Here is an 18,464-nt window from a genome sequence, read left to right as displayed (position 1 = left end):
CGCGCACACCGATGTGCGCGCGAGCCCCCTTCGGTGTTCCCGGGCTCCGGCCCGGCGGAGTCATTCCGCGTCCGCCGCGAACTGCTCGGCGGCCTCGTCGATCAGTTCACGGGCGTGGGCGCCGCCGACGGACATGTCCTCCAACTCCCAGAAGGTTTCGAGGAATCGGCCGGTCAGCTGGGGGATGTCGCGCAGGGTTCCGCGGCCGGACGGAGCCTCCTGGTAGAGCAGATCGGCGCTCTCCTCGAACTCGAGCAAGGTGAAGGGCGACAGCGCGTCCGGGTGGGTCCCCGCCGAGAAGGGCAGGACGTGCAGATGCGTCCTGGGGTGCCGGGTCAGATTCCGCAGGCGCCGCAACTGCTCCCGCATCGCCGCCGGATCTCCGACCCGGCGGTGCAGCGCGGACTCGTCGAGCAGGAAGAAGAGCTCGCCGGTGGCCAGTTCGTCGAAGATCCGCTCCTGGCGGGAGATCTTCAACTCGACCAGGAGAGTGGCCTCTTCGGGTGGCCGGTCCCGGCTCACCAGGGCCTTGGCGTACTCCTCGGTCTGCAGCAGCCCCGGTACCAGGAAGGGGTGGTAGCAGCGCAGGATGGTCGCGGCGCCCTCGAAGCCCAGGTACTCGGCGAACCCGGGGCTGATGACGGAGTTGTACATCGCCCACCAGGACTGTCTCTTCGAACCCCGGGCGAAGCCTTCCAGCTCCGCCACCTGCCGGGGGTCCGTCACGCCGTACAGCTGGAGCAGCGCCCGCAAGTCGATCACCGAGACGCTGAAGGTGCCCTTCTCGATGCGGATGAGCTTCGAGAGCGAGCACTCCATCGCCTCCGCCGCCTCGTTCTGGGTCTTCCCGGCGGCTTGGCGGGCGCTGCGCAGTGCCATGCTCAACTTGCGGCGGTTCAGGCTGGGTTCGAATTGCTCGGTCACACGGCACTCCCTGCGGAGAAGGGCAGGAGTAGCATCACAGACAGAACCTGAGCCGTCGCCGGGGCGAAGAAAAAAATGCCCCAGGAAGTGACTGGTTCAGAACGACATGTGTCACTCCGCCACATGTCATCGTGCGGCGATCCGCAGCTCAGGTGACTTTCCCGGGGTCCTTCGCCTCAGAACTCCCCGTTGGGAAGGTCGCCGTGCTCGCTGCCGACTGGATGCTGCGCCTCACTCAGGTGCTCCGCCTGCTGCCCGTTCTTCTCGTCGTCATCCTCTCCACGCCCGCCTGGCTGGTGTGGCCGTTCCTGCCCGCCGCACGGCAGAAGGTCGTGCTGGAGATGGTCCGTGAACTCGTCGTGTGGACCTATGGCCCGCAGAAGCCGGAACAGGACCGGTGAGCCCCCTTCGCCTTGCGGCCCCCACCGCCCCGTCGGATGATCAAGAGACTGGCAGTAACCCAAAGTAGCGAGAGCCCGGACAGTCGCTACCTTCCGTCACTGGGGAGGCGTACCTCATGGCTGAGCGCACGGTGCCCCTCAGGGCGCGGCTCCGCTACTGGTTCGACAACACCATGGCCCGCGGCACCCCCGCCCTGATCGGGTGGCTCACCGTCTTCTGCCTGGTCATCGTCGTGCCCGCGAGCGCCGCCCTCGTCTGGGCGGACAAGGACACGCCGACCACCCTCTCCAACCAGGTCGTCGAGATCTGGAAGAACGTCAGCAAGACCTTCAAGCTGGGCGGTGCCCTCGGTACGCCGGCCTATGTCGCGCTCTCCGTGCTGCTCGCCGTCGTCGCGCTGTTCTTCGCGTCCACCCTCGTCGGTCTCATCACGACCGGGGTCAACCGGAAGATCATGGCCCTGCGGCTCGGGAAGTCCGCGGTCCTGGAGGAGCGGCACACCGTGCTGCTCGGCTGGTCGGACCAGGTGTACCCGGTCATCTCGGAGCTCGTGGAGGCCAACGCCAACCGGCGCAGGGCGGCCGTCGCGCTCCTCGCCGACCGGGACAAGGTCGCCATGGAGACCGACATCCACGCGAATGTGCGGCGGACGCACAGCACGCGCGTCATCTGCCGCACGGGCAACACCGCCGACCCCACCGACGTCGGCCGCGTGGGCATCGCCGACGCCCGCGCCGTGCTCGTCCTCACCCCCGGCGAGGAGAACGGTGACGCGCAGGTCATCAAGTCCCTGCTCGCCGTCAACGCGGTCCTGGCCGAGGCCGACGGGGAGAGGGAGAGGGAAGGGGAAGGGGCGGGGGAGCGGGGGAGTCCGTACATCGTCGCCGCTGTCCGGAACGGGCGGCATCACGCCGCCGCCTGCCTCGCCGCCGGGGACGCCGGGCGCGTGCTCAACATCGACGACGTCACGGCCCGGCTCATCGTGCAGACCTCCCGCCAGACCGGGCTCTCCCTCGTCTACGCGGAGCTGCTGGACTTCGCGGGCGACGAGTTCTACACCGTCGCCGAGCCCCGCCTCGTGGGGCGGAGCTTCGGGGAGGCCGTGCTCGCGTACGACACCTCGTCGGTGGTGGGCCTGGTGCGCGCGGGCGGGGACGTCGCCGTGAATCCGGCCCCGGACACCCGCATCGAGGAGGGGGACCAGCTCATCGTCGTGACCGCCGACGACGACTCGGCGGTGCTCTCGGGGCAGCCCCTGGAGGCCGACGAGGAGCTCATCGTGGCGCCCGTGCCGCGCGAGCCGGTGCCCGAGCGCATCCTGGTGCTCGGCTGGAACCGCCGCGCCCCGCTGATCATCGAGCAGCTGGACTCCTACGTCGCCCCGGGCTCCGTCCTCGATGTCGTCGCGCGCGGCGAGCGGGGCGCCGAGGAGGCCGGGCGGATCGCCGTCGCCAGCGGGCTCAAGGTGACGTACCGCAGCGGGGAGACCGACCGGCCCGAGGTGCTCGAGGAGCTGGACGTCGGCTCGTACGGCAGCGTCGTCGTGCTCGGGTACGAGGACGAGGACGGGCTGACGGGCGAGGAGTCGGACGGCGACACCCTCGTCACGCTGCTGCACCTGCGGGCCCTGGAGCAGCGCCTGGGCCGCGAGCTGCCCGTCGTCACCGAGATGGCCGACGACCGCAACCGCTCCCTCGCGCCCATCAGCGAGGGCGCCGACTTCATCGTCAGCGGGAAGATCATCAGCCAGTTGATGACACAGGTCGCGGAGAACCACCGACTGGCCGGGCTCTTCCGGCAGTTGGGGAGCGCGGAGGGGAGCGAGATCTATCTGAAGCCCGCCGGCGACTATGTGCGCACCGGGCACGAGACCCCCTTCGCCACCGTCGTGGAGTCCGCGCGGCGCCAGGGCCAGTGCGCGATCGGCCACCGGATCCAGGCGGAGGCCACGCTCCCGCCCGCGTTCGGGGTGCGGCTCAACCCGGACAAGCGGAAGCCGGTGACGTTCGCGCCGGGGGACTGCGTGATCGTGGTGGCCCAGGACTGAGGGGCCCCCGGCTGCTCCGCCCCGCTACTCCGTTCCGCACAGCCGCAGGCCCACCGGCGTCTGGCACGGCAGGTGGCCGTGGGTGCGCACGACGTCCTGGCCGTTGCCGCGGACCGCGTACGCGAGGAAGGCGGAGGCCAGGGAGTCGGCGGGCGGGCGGCCGTAGGTGTACGCGTACTCGATCTCCCGGTACGGGTACCCGCTGGACTGGAGGTGGTCCACGTCCGCCTCGTGGCCGTCGAGGGTGAGCCGGTGCAGGCCCTTCAGCGAGGCGGCGGCGCGCTCCTCGCTGTAGCCGAGGGCGCCCGGGATGTCGGCGACGGAGTCCAGCACCTGCTCCGTGGAGTCGAGTTCGCAGCGGGTGACGGGCGCGGTCCTGCTGATGTCCTTCGTCAGACAGTCGCTGGAGGACTCGGGGATCTCGCCCGCGCCGCGCAGCACCCGGTGCTGCAGCGTGACCCGGGTGCCGGAGCTGGAGCTGCGGCTGACCAGGACGACGGGCAGATCGGGTCCGCCCAGCCGGCGCCAGTTGCGGATGTCGCCGCGGTAGATCCGGCGCACGTCGGCGACGGACAGGTTCCGCAGCCGTACGCGGTCGTTGACGACGAGGGTGAAGAGGGAGACGGCGACACGGGTCTCGCTCAGCTGCCGGTAGCTCTCCGGCCGGGGCCCGTCGGAGAAGGTGATGACGGGCGGCGAGCCCTTCGCGGCGGTGCTCCCGGAGGACGCCAACTCCCTTGTCCCGGCCCGGCTTCCGTGCGCGTTGACGCTGATGTGCGCGTCCGGGCAGTCGTCCTCGTACGTGGCGGCGAGCTCGGCGGCGACCGGTTCGAAGGCGGTCGAGCCGGTGAGGGTGAGGCTGCCCTCCCGGCAGTACGAGGGCGGGGGTGCGGAGTCGGGGCGCAGGATGATCGTGGCGAGGGCGATGATCACGAGGCTGAGCAGGATGGCCAGGCGCTGGGCGACGCGGCTGAACGCCGGGGGCTTCTCGTCGGGGGCGGCGCTGTGGTTCTCGTGGGTCTCGCCGCCCTGGATGCCGCCGACGACGGTGTACGGGCTGTCGACCGGGCCGCCGGTGAGCAGGACCAGGAGCTTGAAGTACTCGCCGGGGTTGAGGGGGACGCGCGGGATGTGCAGCCGCCCCGTGCCCTCCTCGTACTCCAGGCCCCCGTCCTCGGAGGTGAAGTGCTCCATCAGGTGGTCGGCGTCCGCCGGCGGCAGGGTGACGGCGACGCCGCGGACGATGCGGTCCTGGAAGACCGCGGTCAGCCCGTGCTGCTCGGAGCGGCCGGTGTAGTCGTCCCTGCCGACGGGCAGGGAGCCGTCGTTCTCCACCCGCAGCAGGACCAGGGTCGCGTCCGACATCTCGGGCCGGTCCCCGAAGACACCGAGGCGCGCGTTGGCGACGCCCGTACGGACGTTGTCGCCTATGACGGTGTCCATCTGCCGCCGGTAGCCGATCCGTTTGCGGCGCGGCACCCGGCGCTCCACGACGCCCGGCAGGAACGCGCCCCCGAGACCGACCAGGATCGCGAGCACGGCGATGATGTTCTCGGTGCTCAGCCAGTCGCCCATGACCGCACGGTATGCGGCGCGCGCACGCCCCCCGGCCCGCTTCGGCACACCGTCGCCGAGTGTTGGGCGACCGTTCAACAACCCCTTTATGAAGGCGAGTTGCGCTACCCCTTCGTGTACGTGAGTTCCTCGCGGCTGTCGTCGTTGACGCGCCGCAGCCCGCCGTTGCTCAGCAGCGTGATCGTGCTGGCCTTGCCCGCCTTGCAGGACGAGGCGGGCTCGCCCAGGGTGACGGTCGTGGGCCCGATGCTCAGGGTGCCTGCGTCCTTGTCCACGCCCGTCAACTCGCCCTGGAAAACGCAGTGGTAGGTGCCCCCGCTGTCCGTCGGGCCGTCGGCGGTCAGCGACAGGACCGTGTCGCCGACCTCGCCCTGCTGGAGGGTGAGGTGGCGGGTGTGGTGGCCGTCGTCGTTGTCGAGGCCGCCGTTCCAGGTGCCGAGGTAGTCGTCCGGGACGGTGCCGTCCTGCGGGGGCTTCGAGCTCTGCGGGCTCTGGCTGCCGGGCTCGGAGGTGGTGGGTCCCGGGGTGGTGGGGGCGCTGCTGGTGGGCGGCTTCGGCGAGCCGTGGCCGCGCGGGCTCTTGGTGGTGTCCCCCTTCATCACCGCGTACACGGCGCCGCCCGCGCCCACCGCGACGACGAGGGCCACCGCGACGAGCGCGGCGGTGGAGCGGCCGCTTCTGCGCGGGGGCGGGGATGCGGGGGCGTAGGGGTAGGGCGCGGGGGTGTGCGGGTGGGGCTGCGGGTGCGGGTGCGCCGGGGCCTGGTTCTGCGGATAGCCGTACGCGGGCGGCTGGGGATAGCCGTACGCGGGGGTGGGGGCGCCCGGCGGCGGGGTGGGGGGCGGGGTGTGCGGGGCGGCGCCGTTGCCGATCATGGTGGGGAGGTGGTCGAGGGGCGCGGCGGTGTGGGGGGCGGGCGGTCCGTCGGAGGGGGCGTCGGGTGCCGCGGGCGTCGAGGGCGTCGCGGGTGGGGTGGCCGGGGCGGACGGTGTGGGCCCGCCGGCCGGGGTCGCCGGGGTGCCCGGGACGGCCGGGGTCGCCTCGTCCGGGTCCTCCGCGTCCAGCAACTGCACCGCGTGGCGGCCGAGTTGGGCGACGAGTGCGGCGGGCAGCCACGGTTCGAGGGTCTTGCCGCCGCCGATCGCGAGGGTGTCGGCGGCGCCCGTGCGCTCCAGGAGGGCGTCGAGGGAGGGCCGGGCGGCGGGGTCCTTGGCGAGGCAGTCGCGGACCAGGTCCGCGAGCTCCTCCGGCACCCCCTCCAGGTCCGGCTCCTCCTGGGCTATCCGGAACATCAGCGCGTGCACCCCGCTGTTGGCGGTGCCGAACGGCAGGGCGCCCGTGGCCGCGTACGCGAGGACGGAGCCCAGGCAGAACACGTCGCAGGCCGGCGTGATGCGGTCGCCCCGCACCTGCTCGGGCGCCATGAAGCCGGGCGAGCCGACCAGGGCGCCGGTCCGGGTGAGCCCGCCGTCCGTGACGGTCTCCAGGGCGCGGGCGATGCCGAAGTCGATGACGCGCGGCCCGTCGATGGTGATCAGCACGTTCGACGGCTTGAGGTCGCGGTGGATGAGGCCCGCCGTGTGGATGTCCTTGAGGGCGTTCGCGAGCCCCGCCGCGAGGACGGTGACGGTGCGCTCGGGGAGCGGGCCGTGGTCGTGGCCGACCACGGCTTGCAGGGAGGGCCCGGCGACGTATCCCGTGGCCACCCAGGGGATCTCCGCCTCGGTGTCGGCGTCCAGGACGGGCGCGGTCCAGGCCCCGCCCACCCGCCGCGCGGCCTGCACCTCCTGCCGGAAGCGGTTCCTGAACTCCTCCTGCTCGGCGAGCTCCTGGCGCACCAGCTTCACGGCGACGGTCCGGCCGCGCCCGGAGCGCGCCAGATACACCTGCCCCATGCCGCCCGCCCCGAGCCGCCCCAACAGACGGTAGGCGCCGATCCGTTGCGGATCCCCCGGCCCCAGTTTCTCCATGGCCCTGCGGCCTCCCCCACTCCGTCCGTAGCCGCCCGGCTACGGATTGGTCTGCAACAGACCGAGGATAGTTCGGGGTTACGCGGGGTGGGGCGGCCTCTGCCTCTACGGTTCCGTAACGGCGTCGACCGCCCGGGAGAGCCGCTCAAGGACCCGTACGGTCTCGGCGAAGTCCTCGTCCCCGAGTTCCTTCGCGAGCCGCGTCGCGAACTCCGCGTGCCCGGGCCCGATCTTCGCGACGGCCGCCCGCCCCGCCTCGGTGGGCCGCAGCAGCTTGGCGCGGCGGTGGGCGGGGTTCTCCGCGTACTCGGCGAGCCCGTCCCGGACCAGCAGGTCGGCGACGCGCTGCACGCTCTGCCGGGTGATGCCCATGACGCGGGCGATCCCGGCGACGGGCAGGGGCTCGCGCAGCACGGCGCCGAGCACCTGCCACCAGGCTGCGGTGAGCCCGGCGGGCGCGGCCAACTGCTCGGACAGGGCGAGGAACTGGCCGTTGAGGCGGAAGACACCGAGAGCGGTGGAGCTGAGCAGGTCCTGTCGCGCGCGCCCGACGGTGTCGCCGGGCGCGTCCGTGTCCCGGGCGCTCATGACGTGAGCGTCTCGTACGCCGCGACGTCCGAGTCGTGGAAGACCCGGTACCAGGCGTCGAGCTTCTCGCCCTCGAACACCCCGAGCAGGCCGAGGGCCTCGCGGGCGAGCGCGACCGGCTCGGTGGGCCCGGCCGTGATCAGCCCGCCGTCGGTGACGGCGTCCGCGTCCATGTACCGCTCGCCGCCCTTGTAGCCGGTGGCCGCGAGATACATCGGCACCGCGCTGGTGTGCGCGCGCTCGTCGAGCAGCCCCTCGCGGGCGAGCCCGGCCACGGCGCCGCAGATCGCGGCCACCGGAACGCCCGCGTCCAGGAAGGCGCGTGCGGCCACGGCGAAGGGGGCCAGCTCGTCCCCGGTGTCCCACAGGTCGGCGCCCGGCAGGACCAGCAGCGAGCTGTCCTCGGGGCGCAGGTCGGCGAGCGTGAGGTCGGGCGTGATGCGCAGGCCGCCGATGGTGGTGACGGGCTCGGGGGAGAGGGCGACCGTGCGGACCGCGTACCCGGCGCGGGCGAGGTGGGCGGTGGTGTGGCCGGTCTCCCAGTCGGCGAGGGAGTCGTAGACGGAGAGGTGAACGGTGCGGATGCGCGTGCTGCTGCTCATGGTGACCTCCGTGAGTGCGCCGGACGCTGATGTAAGCATGCTGTCAAATCGACAGTGTGCTGTCAACGGGATGGGGCGGGGGCTCCCGGAGACTCCCGGGGACTCCCGGGCGCTCTCGTTAACTCCTGCCTGGCGCGCCGTTAACCCGCCGTTCCCTAGCGTCGCCGCCATGAACGCACCAGAGAACTTCGGAGAGATCGCCGCCCACCTGGGACTCGACCTCGCGGCGGTGACGCTGCTGACCTTCGGTGTCTTCTATCCACGGCACCGGAGGAGGGAGCTGGTCCCCGCCTATCTCGCCCTGAACGTCGCCCTGTTCGCGGTCGTCGCGGCCCTCGCGAGCGCCGGCGGCAACGGCGGGCTCGCGCTCGGCTTCGGGCTCTTCGGGGTCCTCTCGATCGTGCGGCTGCGCTCCGACGCCGTGCAGCACCAGGAAGTGGCCTACTACTTCATCACCCTCGTGCTCGGCCTGCTCTGCGGCCTTCCCGGGCTCTCGCTGCCGATGGCGACGGCGCTCAGCGTGGTCCTGCTCCTGGTCATGTACGTCGCCGACCACCCCCGCCTGTTCGCCCGCGACCGGCGCGCGGTGATCACGCTGGACGCGGTGTTCCGCGAGGAGACGGCGCTGCGCGCGGAGCTGGCGCGACGGCTCGGGGAGCCCCTCGGGTGGACGGTCCAGGAAGTGGACTACGTACGGGACTTGATGGTTCTGGAAGTGAGATTCCGTCAACCGGAACCTTCTAGGGGTGGCAAAGAGTTGGTAAGGGCAGTACCACGTATGACAGGCACGAACCGGTCCCGCACGATCACACCCGCACACCCGAAGGAGACCGTGTGAACCCCGCCGTACGAGCCATCGGCCGCGCCGCCCTGGCCGCGCACCCCATCTCGCTCGACGAGGTCAACTCCCGGGCGCAGCTGCTCGCCCGCCGCGACAACAGCTATCTGGTGCCCGTGGAGATATTCCAGGACTTCGCGGCGCTGCTCACCGACCCACGGCGCGGGGACGGCCCGTTCCGGGCGCTCAGCATCGGCGGCAGGCGCTGGTTCCGGTACCACTCCACGTACTACGACACCCCGGATCTGCTCACCTTCCACGAGCACCGCCAGGGCCGCAGGCTGCGCTACCGCATCCGGGAGCGGGTCTACCAGGACAGCGGGGAGCGGCAGTTCGAGATCAAGCTGAAGAGCGGCCGCGGCGAGACGGTCAAGCACCGCACGGAGCTCTCCGGCGACGACCACGCCCTGGACGATGCGCGGCGCGGCTTCCTGGCCGGGGTCCTGAGCGGCTCGTACGGCGTGCAGGCGCCGAGCGACCTCGGCACGTCCCTGGTCACCGACTACCAGCGGGCGACGTTCGTGGCCGACGGCCAGCGCATCACCTGCGACGCGGGCCTGGTGGTCCGGGACACGGCGACGGGGCGCACGGCGGCGGCCGACCCCGGCCTGGTCCTCGTCGAGACGAAGACGAAGGGCCACCTGACGGAGGCCGACCGCGTCCTGCACCGCTACGGGGTGCGGGCCGCCGACTTCACCAAGTACTGCGGCGGCTACGCGGCGCTCCGCCCCGAGCTGGGCATCAACCGCTGGGCGCGGGCGGTCCGGACGGCTTTCCCCCGGACCCCGCCCCCGGCGGCGGCCCCGGTGCCGGGAACTCCAGCGTGACCTCGGCGCCCGCGCCGGTCGACCGCACGGTGAAGGTGCCGCCCGCGTCCTGAGCGGTCCGGCGCGCGATGTCGAGCCCGAGCCCGGTGGAGCCACCCCCGCTGACACCACGCTCGAACTCCCCTCCCTCGTCGGCGAATCCGGGCCCTTCATCGGACACGACGAGCCGGGCCCGCCCTCCCTCGAGTGCGCGGACGGAGACACGGAACCCCGTGCCGTGCGGCGTGTGATCGAGGACGTTGCCGATGAGGGCGTCGAGCGCGGCGCCCAGCTCATCGGCGGGCACCGGCACCGGGACGCCCGGGCCGTCGGGCGCGTCGATGCCGAGGGCGCGCCCGTGGTCCTCGGCCAACGGCAGCCAGAAGGCGGCCCGTTCACGGGCGACGGCGGCGAGGTCGGCCCGGGCGGCCTCCCTGAGGGGCCGCCGCGCCTTGCGGATGACGTCGTCGACGCTCCGCTCCAGGGCGGCCACATCGGTGCCGATCCGCTCGGCCTCGGCGGGGTCCCGCAGGGTCTCCGCGTCCAGGCGCAGGGCGGCGACGGGGGTACGGAGGCGATGGGCGAGGTCGGCGGCGTTCTCGCGCTCGGCGTCGAGCAGCTCGTCGATGCGCCCGGCGAGACGGTTCAACTCCCGCCCGATCAGCTGGAGTTCGGGCGGCCCCTCGGGCTCGGCCCGCGCGCTCAGATCGCCCGCGGCGAGCCGGTCGGCGGTCCCGGCGAGCCGCCGCGTCGCCCCCACCAGCCGGGCCCCGAGCCGGTCGGCGAGCAGCAGCCCGAGCAGCACGAGCCCCACCCCGATCCCGGCCAGGACCAGCCACGAGGTCATCATCCCCGCGTACAACTGCCGCTCGGTGAGGGTGACGCGCACGACGGCGGTCCCGTCGGCGGCCCCGTGCACGGGCACGAGCACGATGCGCCCGCCCGCCTCGGGCTCAAAGGTGAAGGCCCGCCCGGTGCGCGCGAGTTGGACGGCGTGCTCGGCCTTGACGGTGGGCCGAGGCCCGATGACGGAACCGTTCCCGAGCACCAGGGAGGTGACGGGCAGCCCTTTCCCGTTGACGCTCTCCACGGTCTGCTCGGCGGTGCCGCGCTCGTCGGAGGTGGCGAGCACGGGCCCGAGGGCGTGGGCGACCCACTGGGCCCGGGCGGTGGCGTCGGAGAGGGAGCGGTCGGCGGCGTGGCTGCGGGTGAGGAGGGTGAGGGGGACGAGGAGAGCGGTGAGGACGAGGGCGGTGGTGGCGGCGGTGAGGAGCAGGAGGCGGCGGCGCATCAGCCGGCGTCCGTGGCGGGGGCGCCGCCTGAGGGGGCGTCCGTGGCGGGGGCGTCGCCTGAGGGGGCGTCCTTTTCGTTCCGGTGGGCGTTGCCGCCGTTCCCGCCGTTCCCGCTGTCGCTCTCCGGCCCTTCCTCGCCCGTGCCTGCGCCCGTGCCTTGGCCCACGCCTTCTCCTTCGGCGTATGCGCCGCCGCCCGCCTCCCCGTTGCCCGCTTCGGGCGCCACGAGCTTCACACCCACGGTCCGCACGGTGTGCAGATAGCGCGGCTCCTGCGCCGTCTCGCCCAACTTCCGCCGCAGCCAGGAGAGATGGACGTCCACCGTCTTGTCGGCGCCGCCGAGCGGCTGCTGCCAGACCTCGGCGAGGAGCTCGCGCCGGGACACGACCTGGCCCGGCCTGCGTACGAGATAGGCGAGCAGGTCGAACTCGCGGGGCGTGAGGTCGAGCGGGGTGCCGTCGAGGCGGACGTCTCGGGCGGCGAGGTCGACGCGGAGCCCGCCGACGCAGAGAGGTTCCTCGACGTCGACGACGCCGAGGCGGCGCAGCACGGCCTTGACCCGGGCGTCCAACTGGGCGGCTCCGAAGGGCTTCACGATGTAGTCGTCGGCCCCGTCGCCGAGGAGCGAGACCATCTCCGGCTCCTCGTCGCGGGCGGTCGCCACGATCACGGGGACGTCGCTGACCGCGCGGAGCATCCGCAGGACCTGGGCCCCGTCGACGTCCGGCAGACCCAGGTCCAGCACGACGAGGTCGGGCCGGTCCGTGACGGCGGCGTCGAGCCCGGCCATGCCGCTGGGGGCGGTCACCACGGCGTGCCCCTTGTCGCGCAGCGCGCGCACCAGGGCGCCGCGGAGCTGGGGATCGTCCTCCACAACAAGAAGATGGGCCATGCAACCACCGTAGTCAGGGGTAACTGAGCGCCTTTGTCCGGGCCTTAACCGGACGTTAGGAAACGATGGGGGAGAGTGGGCGGGACGGGTAGGGGGCGATCGGGGAGGTCCTGGTGAGTACGTGGCGCAGCGCGGCGGTGACCGCGGCGTGGGTGGCCGTGGGGACGGCGGCGGGAGGCTTGGGCGCCTGGCAGCTGGCGAATTCGGACGGGGGTGGGGCGCCGCACAGCCGTCCGCTGGACGAGGCGGCGGTGGAGCGGGCGCTGGCGGCGACGCCGTCGGAGAGCTCGGGGCCCTCGTCCTCGAACGCCCCGCCTTCGAGTGCGCCCCCCTCGAAGCCCTCGTCCCCGCCCTCCCCTTCGCGCTCGACGCTCCGCTTCACGGGAGGCACGGCGACGGCCGAGTGCCGGGACGACGGGACGGTGTACCTCGTGTCGTGGAGCCCGACGGACGGATACCACATCGACGAGGACGTGAAGCGGGGGCCGGGGGCGGTGGCCCGGCTCGAGGCGGAGCCGAGCGACGACGACGAGGCGGACGACCTGCACTACGAGATCCGGTGTGACGGGGGTGGGCGGCCGAGGGCGAGGGTGGTGGCGGAGGAGGACTGAGGGGGCCTGCCTCCGGCGGTCTCTTCCCCAACCCCGCCGCCCCTTCCCGAATCCGCCGCTCCGCGGGCTATAGATAGCCCGTCCGGCGATTGAGGACGAGGCCGTCCAGGCCGATACGGGGGTCTAGGGGCAGAGCCCCAGGAAGAGCGCCCCAGGGGCGACGGAGTCGCCGGATTCGGGAAGGGGCGGGACTGGGGAAAGGGAAACCCTCGACAGACTGTCGCGTCCACCGCGCCCCGCCACACAAGACGCCCATGTCGAGTCCGGTCCGTGGACATCTACCCTCACCCCATGACCCCTCAGCCGAACCCGAACCCCCAGGTCGGCGCCGCCGTAAAGGCCGCGGACCGCGCCCACGTGTTCCACTCCTGGTCCGCACAGGAGCTCATCGACCCGCTGCCCGTCGCGGGAGCCGAAGGCTCGTACTTCTGGGACTACGACGGAAACCGCTACCTCGACTTCACCTCCGGCCTCGTCTACACCAACATCGGGTACCAGCACCCGAAGGTCGTCGCCGCCATCCAGGAGCAGGCCGCGAAGCTCACCACCTTCGCGCCCGCCTTCGCCGTGGAGTCCCGCTCCGAGGCCGCACGCCTCATCGCCGAGCGCACCCCGGGCGACCTGGACAAGATCTTCTTCACCAACGCGGGCGCCGACGCCGTCGAGCACGCCGTCCGCATGGCCCGGCTGCACACGGGCCGCCCGAAGGTGATGTCCGCCTACCGCTCGTACCACGGCGGTACGCATCAGGCGATCAACGTCACCGGTGACCCGCGCCGCTGGGCCTCCGACACCGCGTCCTCCGGCGTCGTCCGCTTCTGGGCACCGTTCCTCTACCGCTCCCGCTTCTACGCGGAGACGGAAGCGCAGGAGTGCGAGCGCGCCCTCCAGCACCTGGAGGACACCATCGTCTTCGAGGGCGCGGCAAGCATCGCCGCGATCATCCTCGAGACCGTCCCCGGCACCGCCGGGATCATGGTGCCGCCGCCCGGCTACCTCGCCGGGGTCCGCGCCCTCTGCGACCGCTACGGCATCGTCCTCGTCTTCGACGAGGTCATGGCCGGGTTCGGGCGGACCGGCAGCTGGTTCGCCGCCGACCTCTTCGACGTCACCCCCGACCTCCTCACCTTCGCCAAGGGAGTCAACAGCGGATACGTGCCGCTGGGCGGCGTCGCGATCTCCGCGGCCATCGCCGAGACCTTCGCCCGGCGCCCGTACCCCGGCGGTCTCACCTACTCCGGCCACCCCCTCGCCTGCGCGGCCGCCGTCGCGACGATCAACGCCATGGAGGAGGAGGGCATCGTCGAGCACGCCAGGACGCTCGGTGAGCAGGTGGTGAGCCCCGCACTCCATGACCTGGCCGAGCGGCACCCCTCCATCGGCGAGGTCCGCGGCGTCGGCATGTTCTGGGCCCTTGAGCTGGTGAAGAACCGGGAGACGCGCGAGCCCCTCGTCCCGTACAACGCGACGGGCGAGGCGAACACGGCCATGGCCGCCTTCGGCGCCGCCGCCAAGAAGCAGGGGCTCTGGCCGTTCATCAACATGAACCGCACCCATGTCGTGCCCGCCTGCAACATCACCGAGGCCGAGTTCAAGGAGGGCCTCGCCGCCCTCGACACGGCGCTCTCCGTCGCCGACGAGTACACGGAGTAGCCCCCTGTAGTGCCCTCGGCACCGCAAAGTGAGGAGCCTTCCCCCGCAACCCCGAACGCGTAGTCTGACGTGCTCGTAACCGAAGACGCCCACGTAGGCGAACACGATGACCACGCACGACCGGTTCATGACCAGAACCGCGCGGGGGAGGCCCACCACCATGCCCGGAACCGACGGCAGTGCCGTCATCCGCAGCACGCTCCGCCAGCAGATCGCCGACGCCCTGCGCGACGAGATCCTGGGCGGGCGCCTCGTCCCGGGCCAGGAGTTCACGGTCAAGGAGATCGCCGAGCAGTACGGCGTCTCCGCGACCCCCGTGCGCGAGGCCCTCGTCGACCTGTCGGCGCAGGGGCTCCTGGACGCGGTCCAGCACCGCGGCTTCCGCGTGCACGAGCACACCCTCGACGACTACCGGGGCATGCTCCAGGCCCGCAGCCTCGTCGCGGACGGCATCTTCCGGGATCTGATGGAGCGGCCGCGCGAGGCCGCCGACGAGGTCGGGGCCGAGGCCCTCGTCTCCGTGCGGCGGCGCGGCGAAGAGGCCGCCCGTGCGGCGGCCGCCGGTGACCTGAACGTCCTCATCGGCTACGACCTGCGCTTCTGGCGCGAACTCAGCGGCCTCTTCGGCAACCCGTACGTCTCCGACTTCCTGCACCGGCTGCGGGTGCGGTCCTGGATGTGCGCGGTGCCCCATCTCCGCCGCGACCAGGCGGGGCTGCGCGGGCAGCTGTGGTCCCGGCACACCGAGCTCGTCGACGCCCTGGCCCGCCGGGACGCCGAGGGCGCGCACGCGATCATCCGCGAGTACAACGCCCACTCCCTGGCCCTCGTCGAGCGTCTGGCCACGGGATGAGCGCGGCGGAGAGCACGCGCACCGACCCCAGGCACAGCGACCGCACCCGCCCCGAGCTGACCGTCGTCGTGCCCGCCTTCGACGAGGAGGGGCGGCTCGGGCCCACCCTCGACGCGATCCGCGGCTATCTGGAGGACCGGGGCAGCAGCTGGGAACTGATCGTCGTGGACGACGGCTCCACCGACCGCACCGCCGAGATCGCCGCCGCCACGGCCGTCGCCGATCCGCGCGTCCGGCTGCTGAGCTCCGGGCAGAACCGCGGCAAGGGCCACGCCCTGCGCCTCGGCGTGCTCGCCTCCACGGGCCGCCGCGTCCTGATCACCGACGCCGACCTGGCCGCCCCGATAGACGACCTCGAACTCCTCGACAAGGCGCTCACGGACGGCCACGCCGCCGCCGTCGGCTCCCGCGCGCACCCCGGCGCCCGCATCGGCACCCACCAGCACCGCCTGCGCGAACTCCTCGGCCGCTGCGGCAACTTCCTCATCCGCGCGGTCGCCGTGCCCGGGATCCGCGACACCCAGTGCGGCTTCAAGCTCTTCGACGGCGACCGCGCCCGCGCGGCCTTCGCCGCCTCGCGCATCGACGGCTGGGGCATCGACGTCGAGATCCTGCAGTACTTCCGCCGCCGGGGCTGGCCCCTCGCGGAGGTCCCGGTGCGCTGGTCGCACCAGGAGGGCTCGAAGGTGCGGCCCTTCGACTACGCCCGCGTCCTCGCGGAGCTGGCGGCGCTCAAGGCGCGCTCCCTGCGCCGTACGGACCTCGTCGTCGCGCTCCTGTTCCTGGCCCTGTCCGTGGGCCTGTACTGGGGCCGCTGGGAGTCGCCGGGCGGCCGCTATCTGCCCGACTCGCTGCAGGACCAGAACCAGTGGGAGTGGTTCTTCGCGGTGACGGCCGACAACGTCCGCCACCTCCACAACCCCCTGTTCACCACCCTCCAGAACGTCCCCGACGGCGTGAACCTCATGGCCAACACGGCCATGCTCGGCCTCTCCGTGCCGCTCGCCCCGGTGACCTGGCTGCTCGGCCCGGCCGTCGCCCTGAACGTGGCGATGACGGCCGGCCTCGCCGCGACCGCCACCGCCTGGTACTGGCTGATCGTCAAGCGCCTGATGCCGGGCGACGGGGTGCGCGACGGCGTACGGAACCGCGCCGCCGCGGCCGTCGGCGCCGCCCTCGCCGCCTTCGCGCCGCCGATGGTCAGCCACGCGCACGCGCACCCCAACTTCGTGGTCCTGTTCATGATCCCGCTGATCATCGACCGGGCGCTGCGGCTGTGCACGGGCTCCGAACGCCCGCTGCGCGACGGGCTGTTCCTCGGCCTGTTCTGCACGTACCAGATCTTCCTCGGCGAGGAGCCGCTGCTCCTGGCGGCGCTCGGGATGCTGCTCTTCGCCCTCGCGTACGCGGTCGTGCGCAGGGACATGGCCCGTGCCGCCTTGCGCCCCCTCCTCAAGGGCCTCGGCGTGGCCCTCGCGGTCTGTGTCTCGCTGACCCTCTTCCCGCTCTACTGGCAGTTCTTCGGCCCGCAGAGCTACAAGAGCGTGCTGCACGGCGACAACGCGGGCAACAGCCCGCTCGCCCTCCTCTCCTTCGCGGAGCGCTCCCTCGCGGGCAGCGAGAAGACCGCCGACGCGCTCTCCCAGAACCCCACCGAGCAGAATGCTTTCTACGGCTGGCCGCTCGTCGCCCTCGCCTTCGCGATCGTCGTACGCCTGTGGGAGCAGGCGCTGGTCAAGGCACTCGCGTTCACGGCCGTGGCCGCGGCGTTCCTCTCCCTCGGCCCCGAGTTCCGCATCCCCCTCACGGACGTGGTCTGGCCGGGCCCGTGGAAGCTCCTCGCCGGCCGGCCGCTCTTCGAGTCGGTCATCGAGTCCCGGGTGGCGATGATCTGCGCCCCGGTCCTCGGCATGCTCGTGGCCCTGGCACTGTCCCGCCTCCTCGCCCCGTCCTGCCGGGGCATGACGCGTTACGCGGGTGCGGCGGCCGTCGCCCTCGCCCTCCTCCCGATCGTCCCGGCGCCGCTGCGGGCCGTGGACCGCGCCCCCGTACCGGAGTTCATCGCCGCGGGCACCTGGAAGAAGTACGTGGACACGGCGGCCGGCGAGTCCCTCGTCCCGGTGCCGCTGCCCGACCCCGCCGTCGCGGAGGCCCTGCACTGGCAGACCACGGCGGACCTCGGCTTCCGCGTACCCGGCGGCTACTTCAACGGCCCGTGGGGCCCCGACCGCATCGGCATCTACGGAGCGTCCCCCCGCAACACCTCCAACCTCCTGAGGGACGTCCGCTCCTCGGGCCGCGCGCCGCTCATCACGGACGCCTGGCGGGCGGCGGCCCGCGAGGACCTCAGGTACTGGAAGGCGGGCGCCCTCGTCCTCGCGCCCCAGCGGCACGACACCGAATTGCGGGCGACGGTCGACGCTCTCCTCGGCCGGCCGGCGAAATGGGTGGACGGGGTATGGGTCTGGGATCTGCACAGGGGCAGATGACAGAGGCAGGGGCCGACTACGCTGCCTGCGACAAGGCACGCCGAATTGGTGAAGGATCAAGGATTGGGGAGCCCTCTTGGCCTGTGACCTGTGGCTGGTCCCGCTCGTCGACGTGCTGTGCCACAGCCCCGACAACCCGTTCGCGGAGGAGATCGCGGCGTACGACAAGGCGCTGCACGAGGCGGGTTTCCCGCCCGTCCCCGTCTTCGCCTACATGCCGGGCCTCTCCGGGGACGTGGCCCCCGTCGCGGGCTTCGACTACGACGCGCTGCACTTCCTGCGGCGCGCGTATCTGCTCCAGATCTGCGGGCTCGAAGTGACGCCGGTCGACGAACTGGGCGGCGACTACGAGCAGTTGCTGGAGATGTTCGACTCGACGGCCCAGCAGTCCCACCTGGTCTGGCACTACGACCACGCGGGCGCGTACGTCCCGGTGGACTTCCCCGCACCCCTCGCCAACGACGAACTCCTCGCGGGCGGCGGTCCCCTGGGCTCCTCCCAGGCCCTCCTCCGCGAACTCGAATACGTGGCCCCCTCGATCGGCATAGACCCCGCGAACCCACCCGCTCCACCCCGTCCTCCGGCGGCCCCCACGTCCCTGGAGGAACGGGCGGCCCCGGCTCCCCCCGACACCAGCCCCTTCGCCAGGGAACGCCATGTGTGGCTGGGCCTCCACACGGCGACGACGCGGAGCTTGGCACAGGGCTCGATGCTGATCTACAGCTAGGGGGGGCGGGGCCTCCGGCGGTTCCTTTCCCCAGTCCCGCCCCTTCCCGAATACGGCGACTCCGTCGCCCTGGGGCGCCCGTCCTGGGGCTTTGCCCCTAGACCCCCTTTTCGGCCTGGACGGCCTCGTCCTCAATCGCCGGACGGGCTATCTCTAGCCCGTCCGGCGCTTGAGGACGAGCCGCGGCAGCGGCGA

The 18,464-nt window shown here is 72.4% G+C and carries 16 protein-coding genes and 1 pseudogene; 9 read left to right on the top strand and 8 right to left on the bottom strand.

The genetic code is table 11. The features are described from left to right. Positions 1-60: 60 nt before the first annotated feature. A complete protein-coding gene (locus ACFWYM_RS43990; protein WP_384851082.1) occupies positions 61-924 on the bottom strand; it encodes a helix-turn-helix domain-containing protein in 864 nt (287 codons plus the stop codon). Between the two features lie 203 nt (positions 925-1,127). On the opposite strand from ACFWYM_RS43990, the gene ACFWYM_RS43985 reads away from it, so the two are divergent. Further along, complete coding sequence (locus ACFWYM_RS43985) at positions 1,128-1,325, top strand: hypothetical protein (RefSeq protein ID WP_384851080.1); 198 nt, start codon at positions 1,128-1,130, stop codon at positions 1,323-1,325. Positions 1,326-1,441: 116 nt separating this feature from the next. Next, entirely contained in the window at positions 1,442-3,373 is a 1,932-nt protein-coding gene (locus ACFWYM_RS43980) for a TrkA C-terminal domain-containing protein (RefSeq protein ID WP_384851079.1), read from the top strand. Between the two features lie 24 nt (positions 3,374-3,397). Here the strand turns inward: ACFWYM_RS43980 and ACFWYM_RS43975 are convergent, their stop codons facing one another. From ACFWYM_RS43975 to ACFWYM_RS43960, 4 genes are all read right to left on the bottom strand, one after another. Further along, complete coding sequence (locus tag ACFWYM_RS43975) at positions 3,398-4,948, bottom strand: substrate-binding domain-containing protein (RefSeq protein WP_384851077.1); 1,551 nt, start codon at positions 4,946-4,948, stop codon at positions 3,398-3,400. Between the two features lie 104 nt (positions 4,949-5,052). Then, positions 5,053-6,918 (bottom strand): protein kinase, encoded by a 1,866-nt coding sequence (locus ACFWYM_RS43970; protein WP_384851075.1) that lies wholly within the window; start codon positions 6,916-6,918, stop codon positions 5,053-5,055. Between the two features lie 105 nt (positions 6,919-7,023). Then, positions 7,024-7,506, bottom strand: coding sequence for a MarR family winged helix-turn-helix transcriptional regulator (locus ACFWYM_RS43965; protein ID WP_384851073.1), 483 nt, complete (start codon positions 7,504-7,506; stop codon positions 7,024-7,026). Then, positions 7,503-8,108: a DJ-1/PfpI family protein gene (locus tag ACFWYM_RS43960; protein ID WP_384851071.1), complete on the bottom strand. Its 606-nt coding sequence runs from the start codon at positions 8,106-8,108 to the stop codon at positions 7,503-7,505. Before ACFWYM_RS43960 ends, ACFWYM_RS43965 begins: the two co-directional genes overlap by 4 nt. Before the next feature lie 169 nt (positions 8,109-8,277). Here ACFWYM_RS43960 and ACFWYM_RS43955 point away from each other — a divergent pair, with 169 nt between their 5' ends. Together ACFWYM_RS43955 and ACFWYM_RS43950 are read left to right on the top strand one after the other, a co-directional pair. Further along, positions 8,278-8,946, top strand: a complete 669-nt coding sequence (locus ACFWYM_RS43955) for a DUF4956 domain-containing protein (RefSeq protein ID WP_384851069.1) — start codon at positions 8,278-8,280, stop codon at positions 8,944-8,946. Next, a complete protein-coding gene (locus tag ACFWYM_RS43950) occupies positions 8,943-9,773 on the top strand; it encodes a VTC domain-containing protein (RefSeq protein WP_384851067.1) in 831 nt (276 codons plus the stop codon). Before ACFWYM_RS43955 ends, ACFWYM_RS43950 begins: the two co-directional genes overlap by 4 nt. Here the strand turns inward: ACFWYM_RS43950 and ACFWYM_RS43945 are convergent. The 3 genes and pseudogenes from ACFWYM_RS43945 to ACFWYM_RS43935 all read right to left on the bottom strand — a co-directional run bounded on the left by ACFWYM_RS43945 (position 9,688) and on the right by ACFWYM_RS43935 (position 12,318). Further along, entirely contained in the window at positions 9,688-11,043 is a 1,356-nt protein-coding gene (locus tag ACFWYM_RS43945) for an ATP-binding protein (protein ID WP_384851065.1), read from the bottom strand. The genes ACFWYM_RS43950 and ACFWYM_RS43945 overlap by 86 nt on opposite strands. Positions 11,044-11,258: 215 nt before the next feature. Continuing rightward, a pseudogene (locus ACFWYM_RS43940) lies at positions 11,259-11,936 on the bottom strand (response regulator transcription factor); the annotation flags it as partial. A 55-nt stretch (positions 11,937-11,991) separates the two neighbouring features. After that, a complete protein-coding gene (locus tag ACFWYM_RS43935) occupies positions 11,992-12,318 on the bottom strand; it encodes a hypothetical protein (protein ID WP_384851063.1) in 327 nt (108 codons plus the stop codon). A gap of 49 nt (positions 12,319-12,367) precedes the next feature. Here ACFWYM_RS43935 and ACFWYM_RS43930 point away from each other — a divergent pair, with 49 nt between their 5' ends. The 5 genes from ACFWYM_RS43930 to ACFWYM_RS43910 all read left to right on the top strand — a co-directional run bounded on the left by ACFWYM_RS43930 (position 12,368) and on the right by ACFWYM_RS43910 (position 18,269). Continuing rightward, complete coding sequence (locus ACFWYM_RS43930; protein ID WP_384851061.1) at positions 12,368-12,547, top strand: hypothetical protein; 180 nt, start codon at positions 12,368-12,370, stop codon at positions 12,545-12,547. A 291-nt stretch (positions 12,548-12,838) separates the two neighbouring features. Further along, a complete protein-coding gene (locus ACFWYM_RS43925) occupies positions 12,839-14,200 on the top strand; it encodes an aspartate aminotransferase family protein (RefSeq protein ID WP_384851060.1) in 1,362 nt (453 codons plus the stop codon). A 160-nt stretch (positions 14,201-14,360) separates the two neighbouring features. Further along, entirely contained in the window at positions 14,361-15,053 is a 693-nt protein-coding gene (locus tag ACFWYM_RS43920; RefSeq protein ID WP_384851058.1) for a GntR family transcriptional regulator, read from the top strand. After that, positions 15,050-17,542, top strand: a complete 2,493-nt coding sequence (locus ACFWYM_RS43915) for a dolichyl-phosphate beta-glucosyltransferase (protein ID WP_384851057.1) — start codon at positions 15,050-15,052, stop codon at positions 17,540-17,542. Before ACFWYM_RS43920 ends, ACFWYM_RS43915 begins: the two co-directional genes overlap by 4 nt. A 76-nt stretch (positions 17,543-17,618) precedes the next feature. After that, a complete protein-coding gene (locus ACFWYM_RS43910) occupies positions 17,619-18,269 on the top strand; it encodes a hypothetical protein (RefSeq protein ID WP_384851055.1) in 651 nt (216 codons plus the stop codon). Positions 18,270-18,464: the final 195 nt, after the last annotated feature.

The sequence above is a fragment of the Streptomyces sp. NPDC059009 genome (genome assembly GCF_042740175.1).
Lineage (GTDB): Bacteria > Actinomycetota > Actinomycetes > Streptomycetales > Streptomycetaceae > Streptomyces.
Note: the sequence above shows the minus strand (reverse complement) of the source record. Positions and strands in the feature narration are given on the sequence as shown.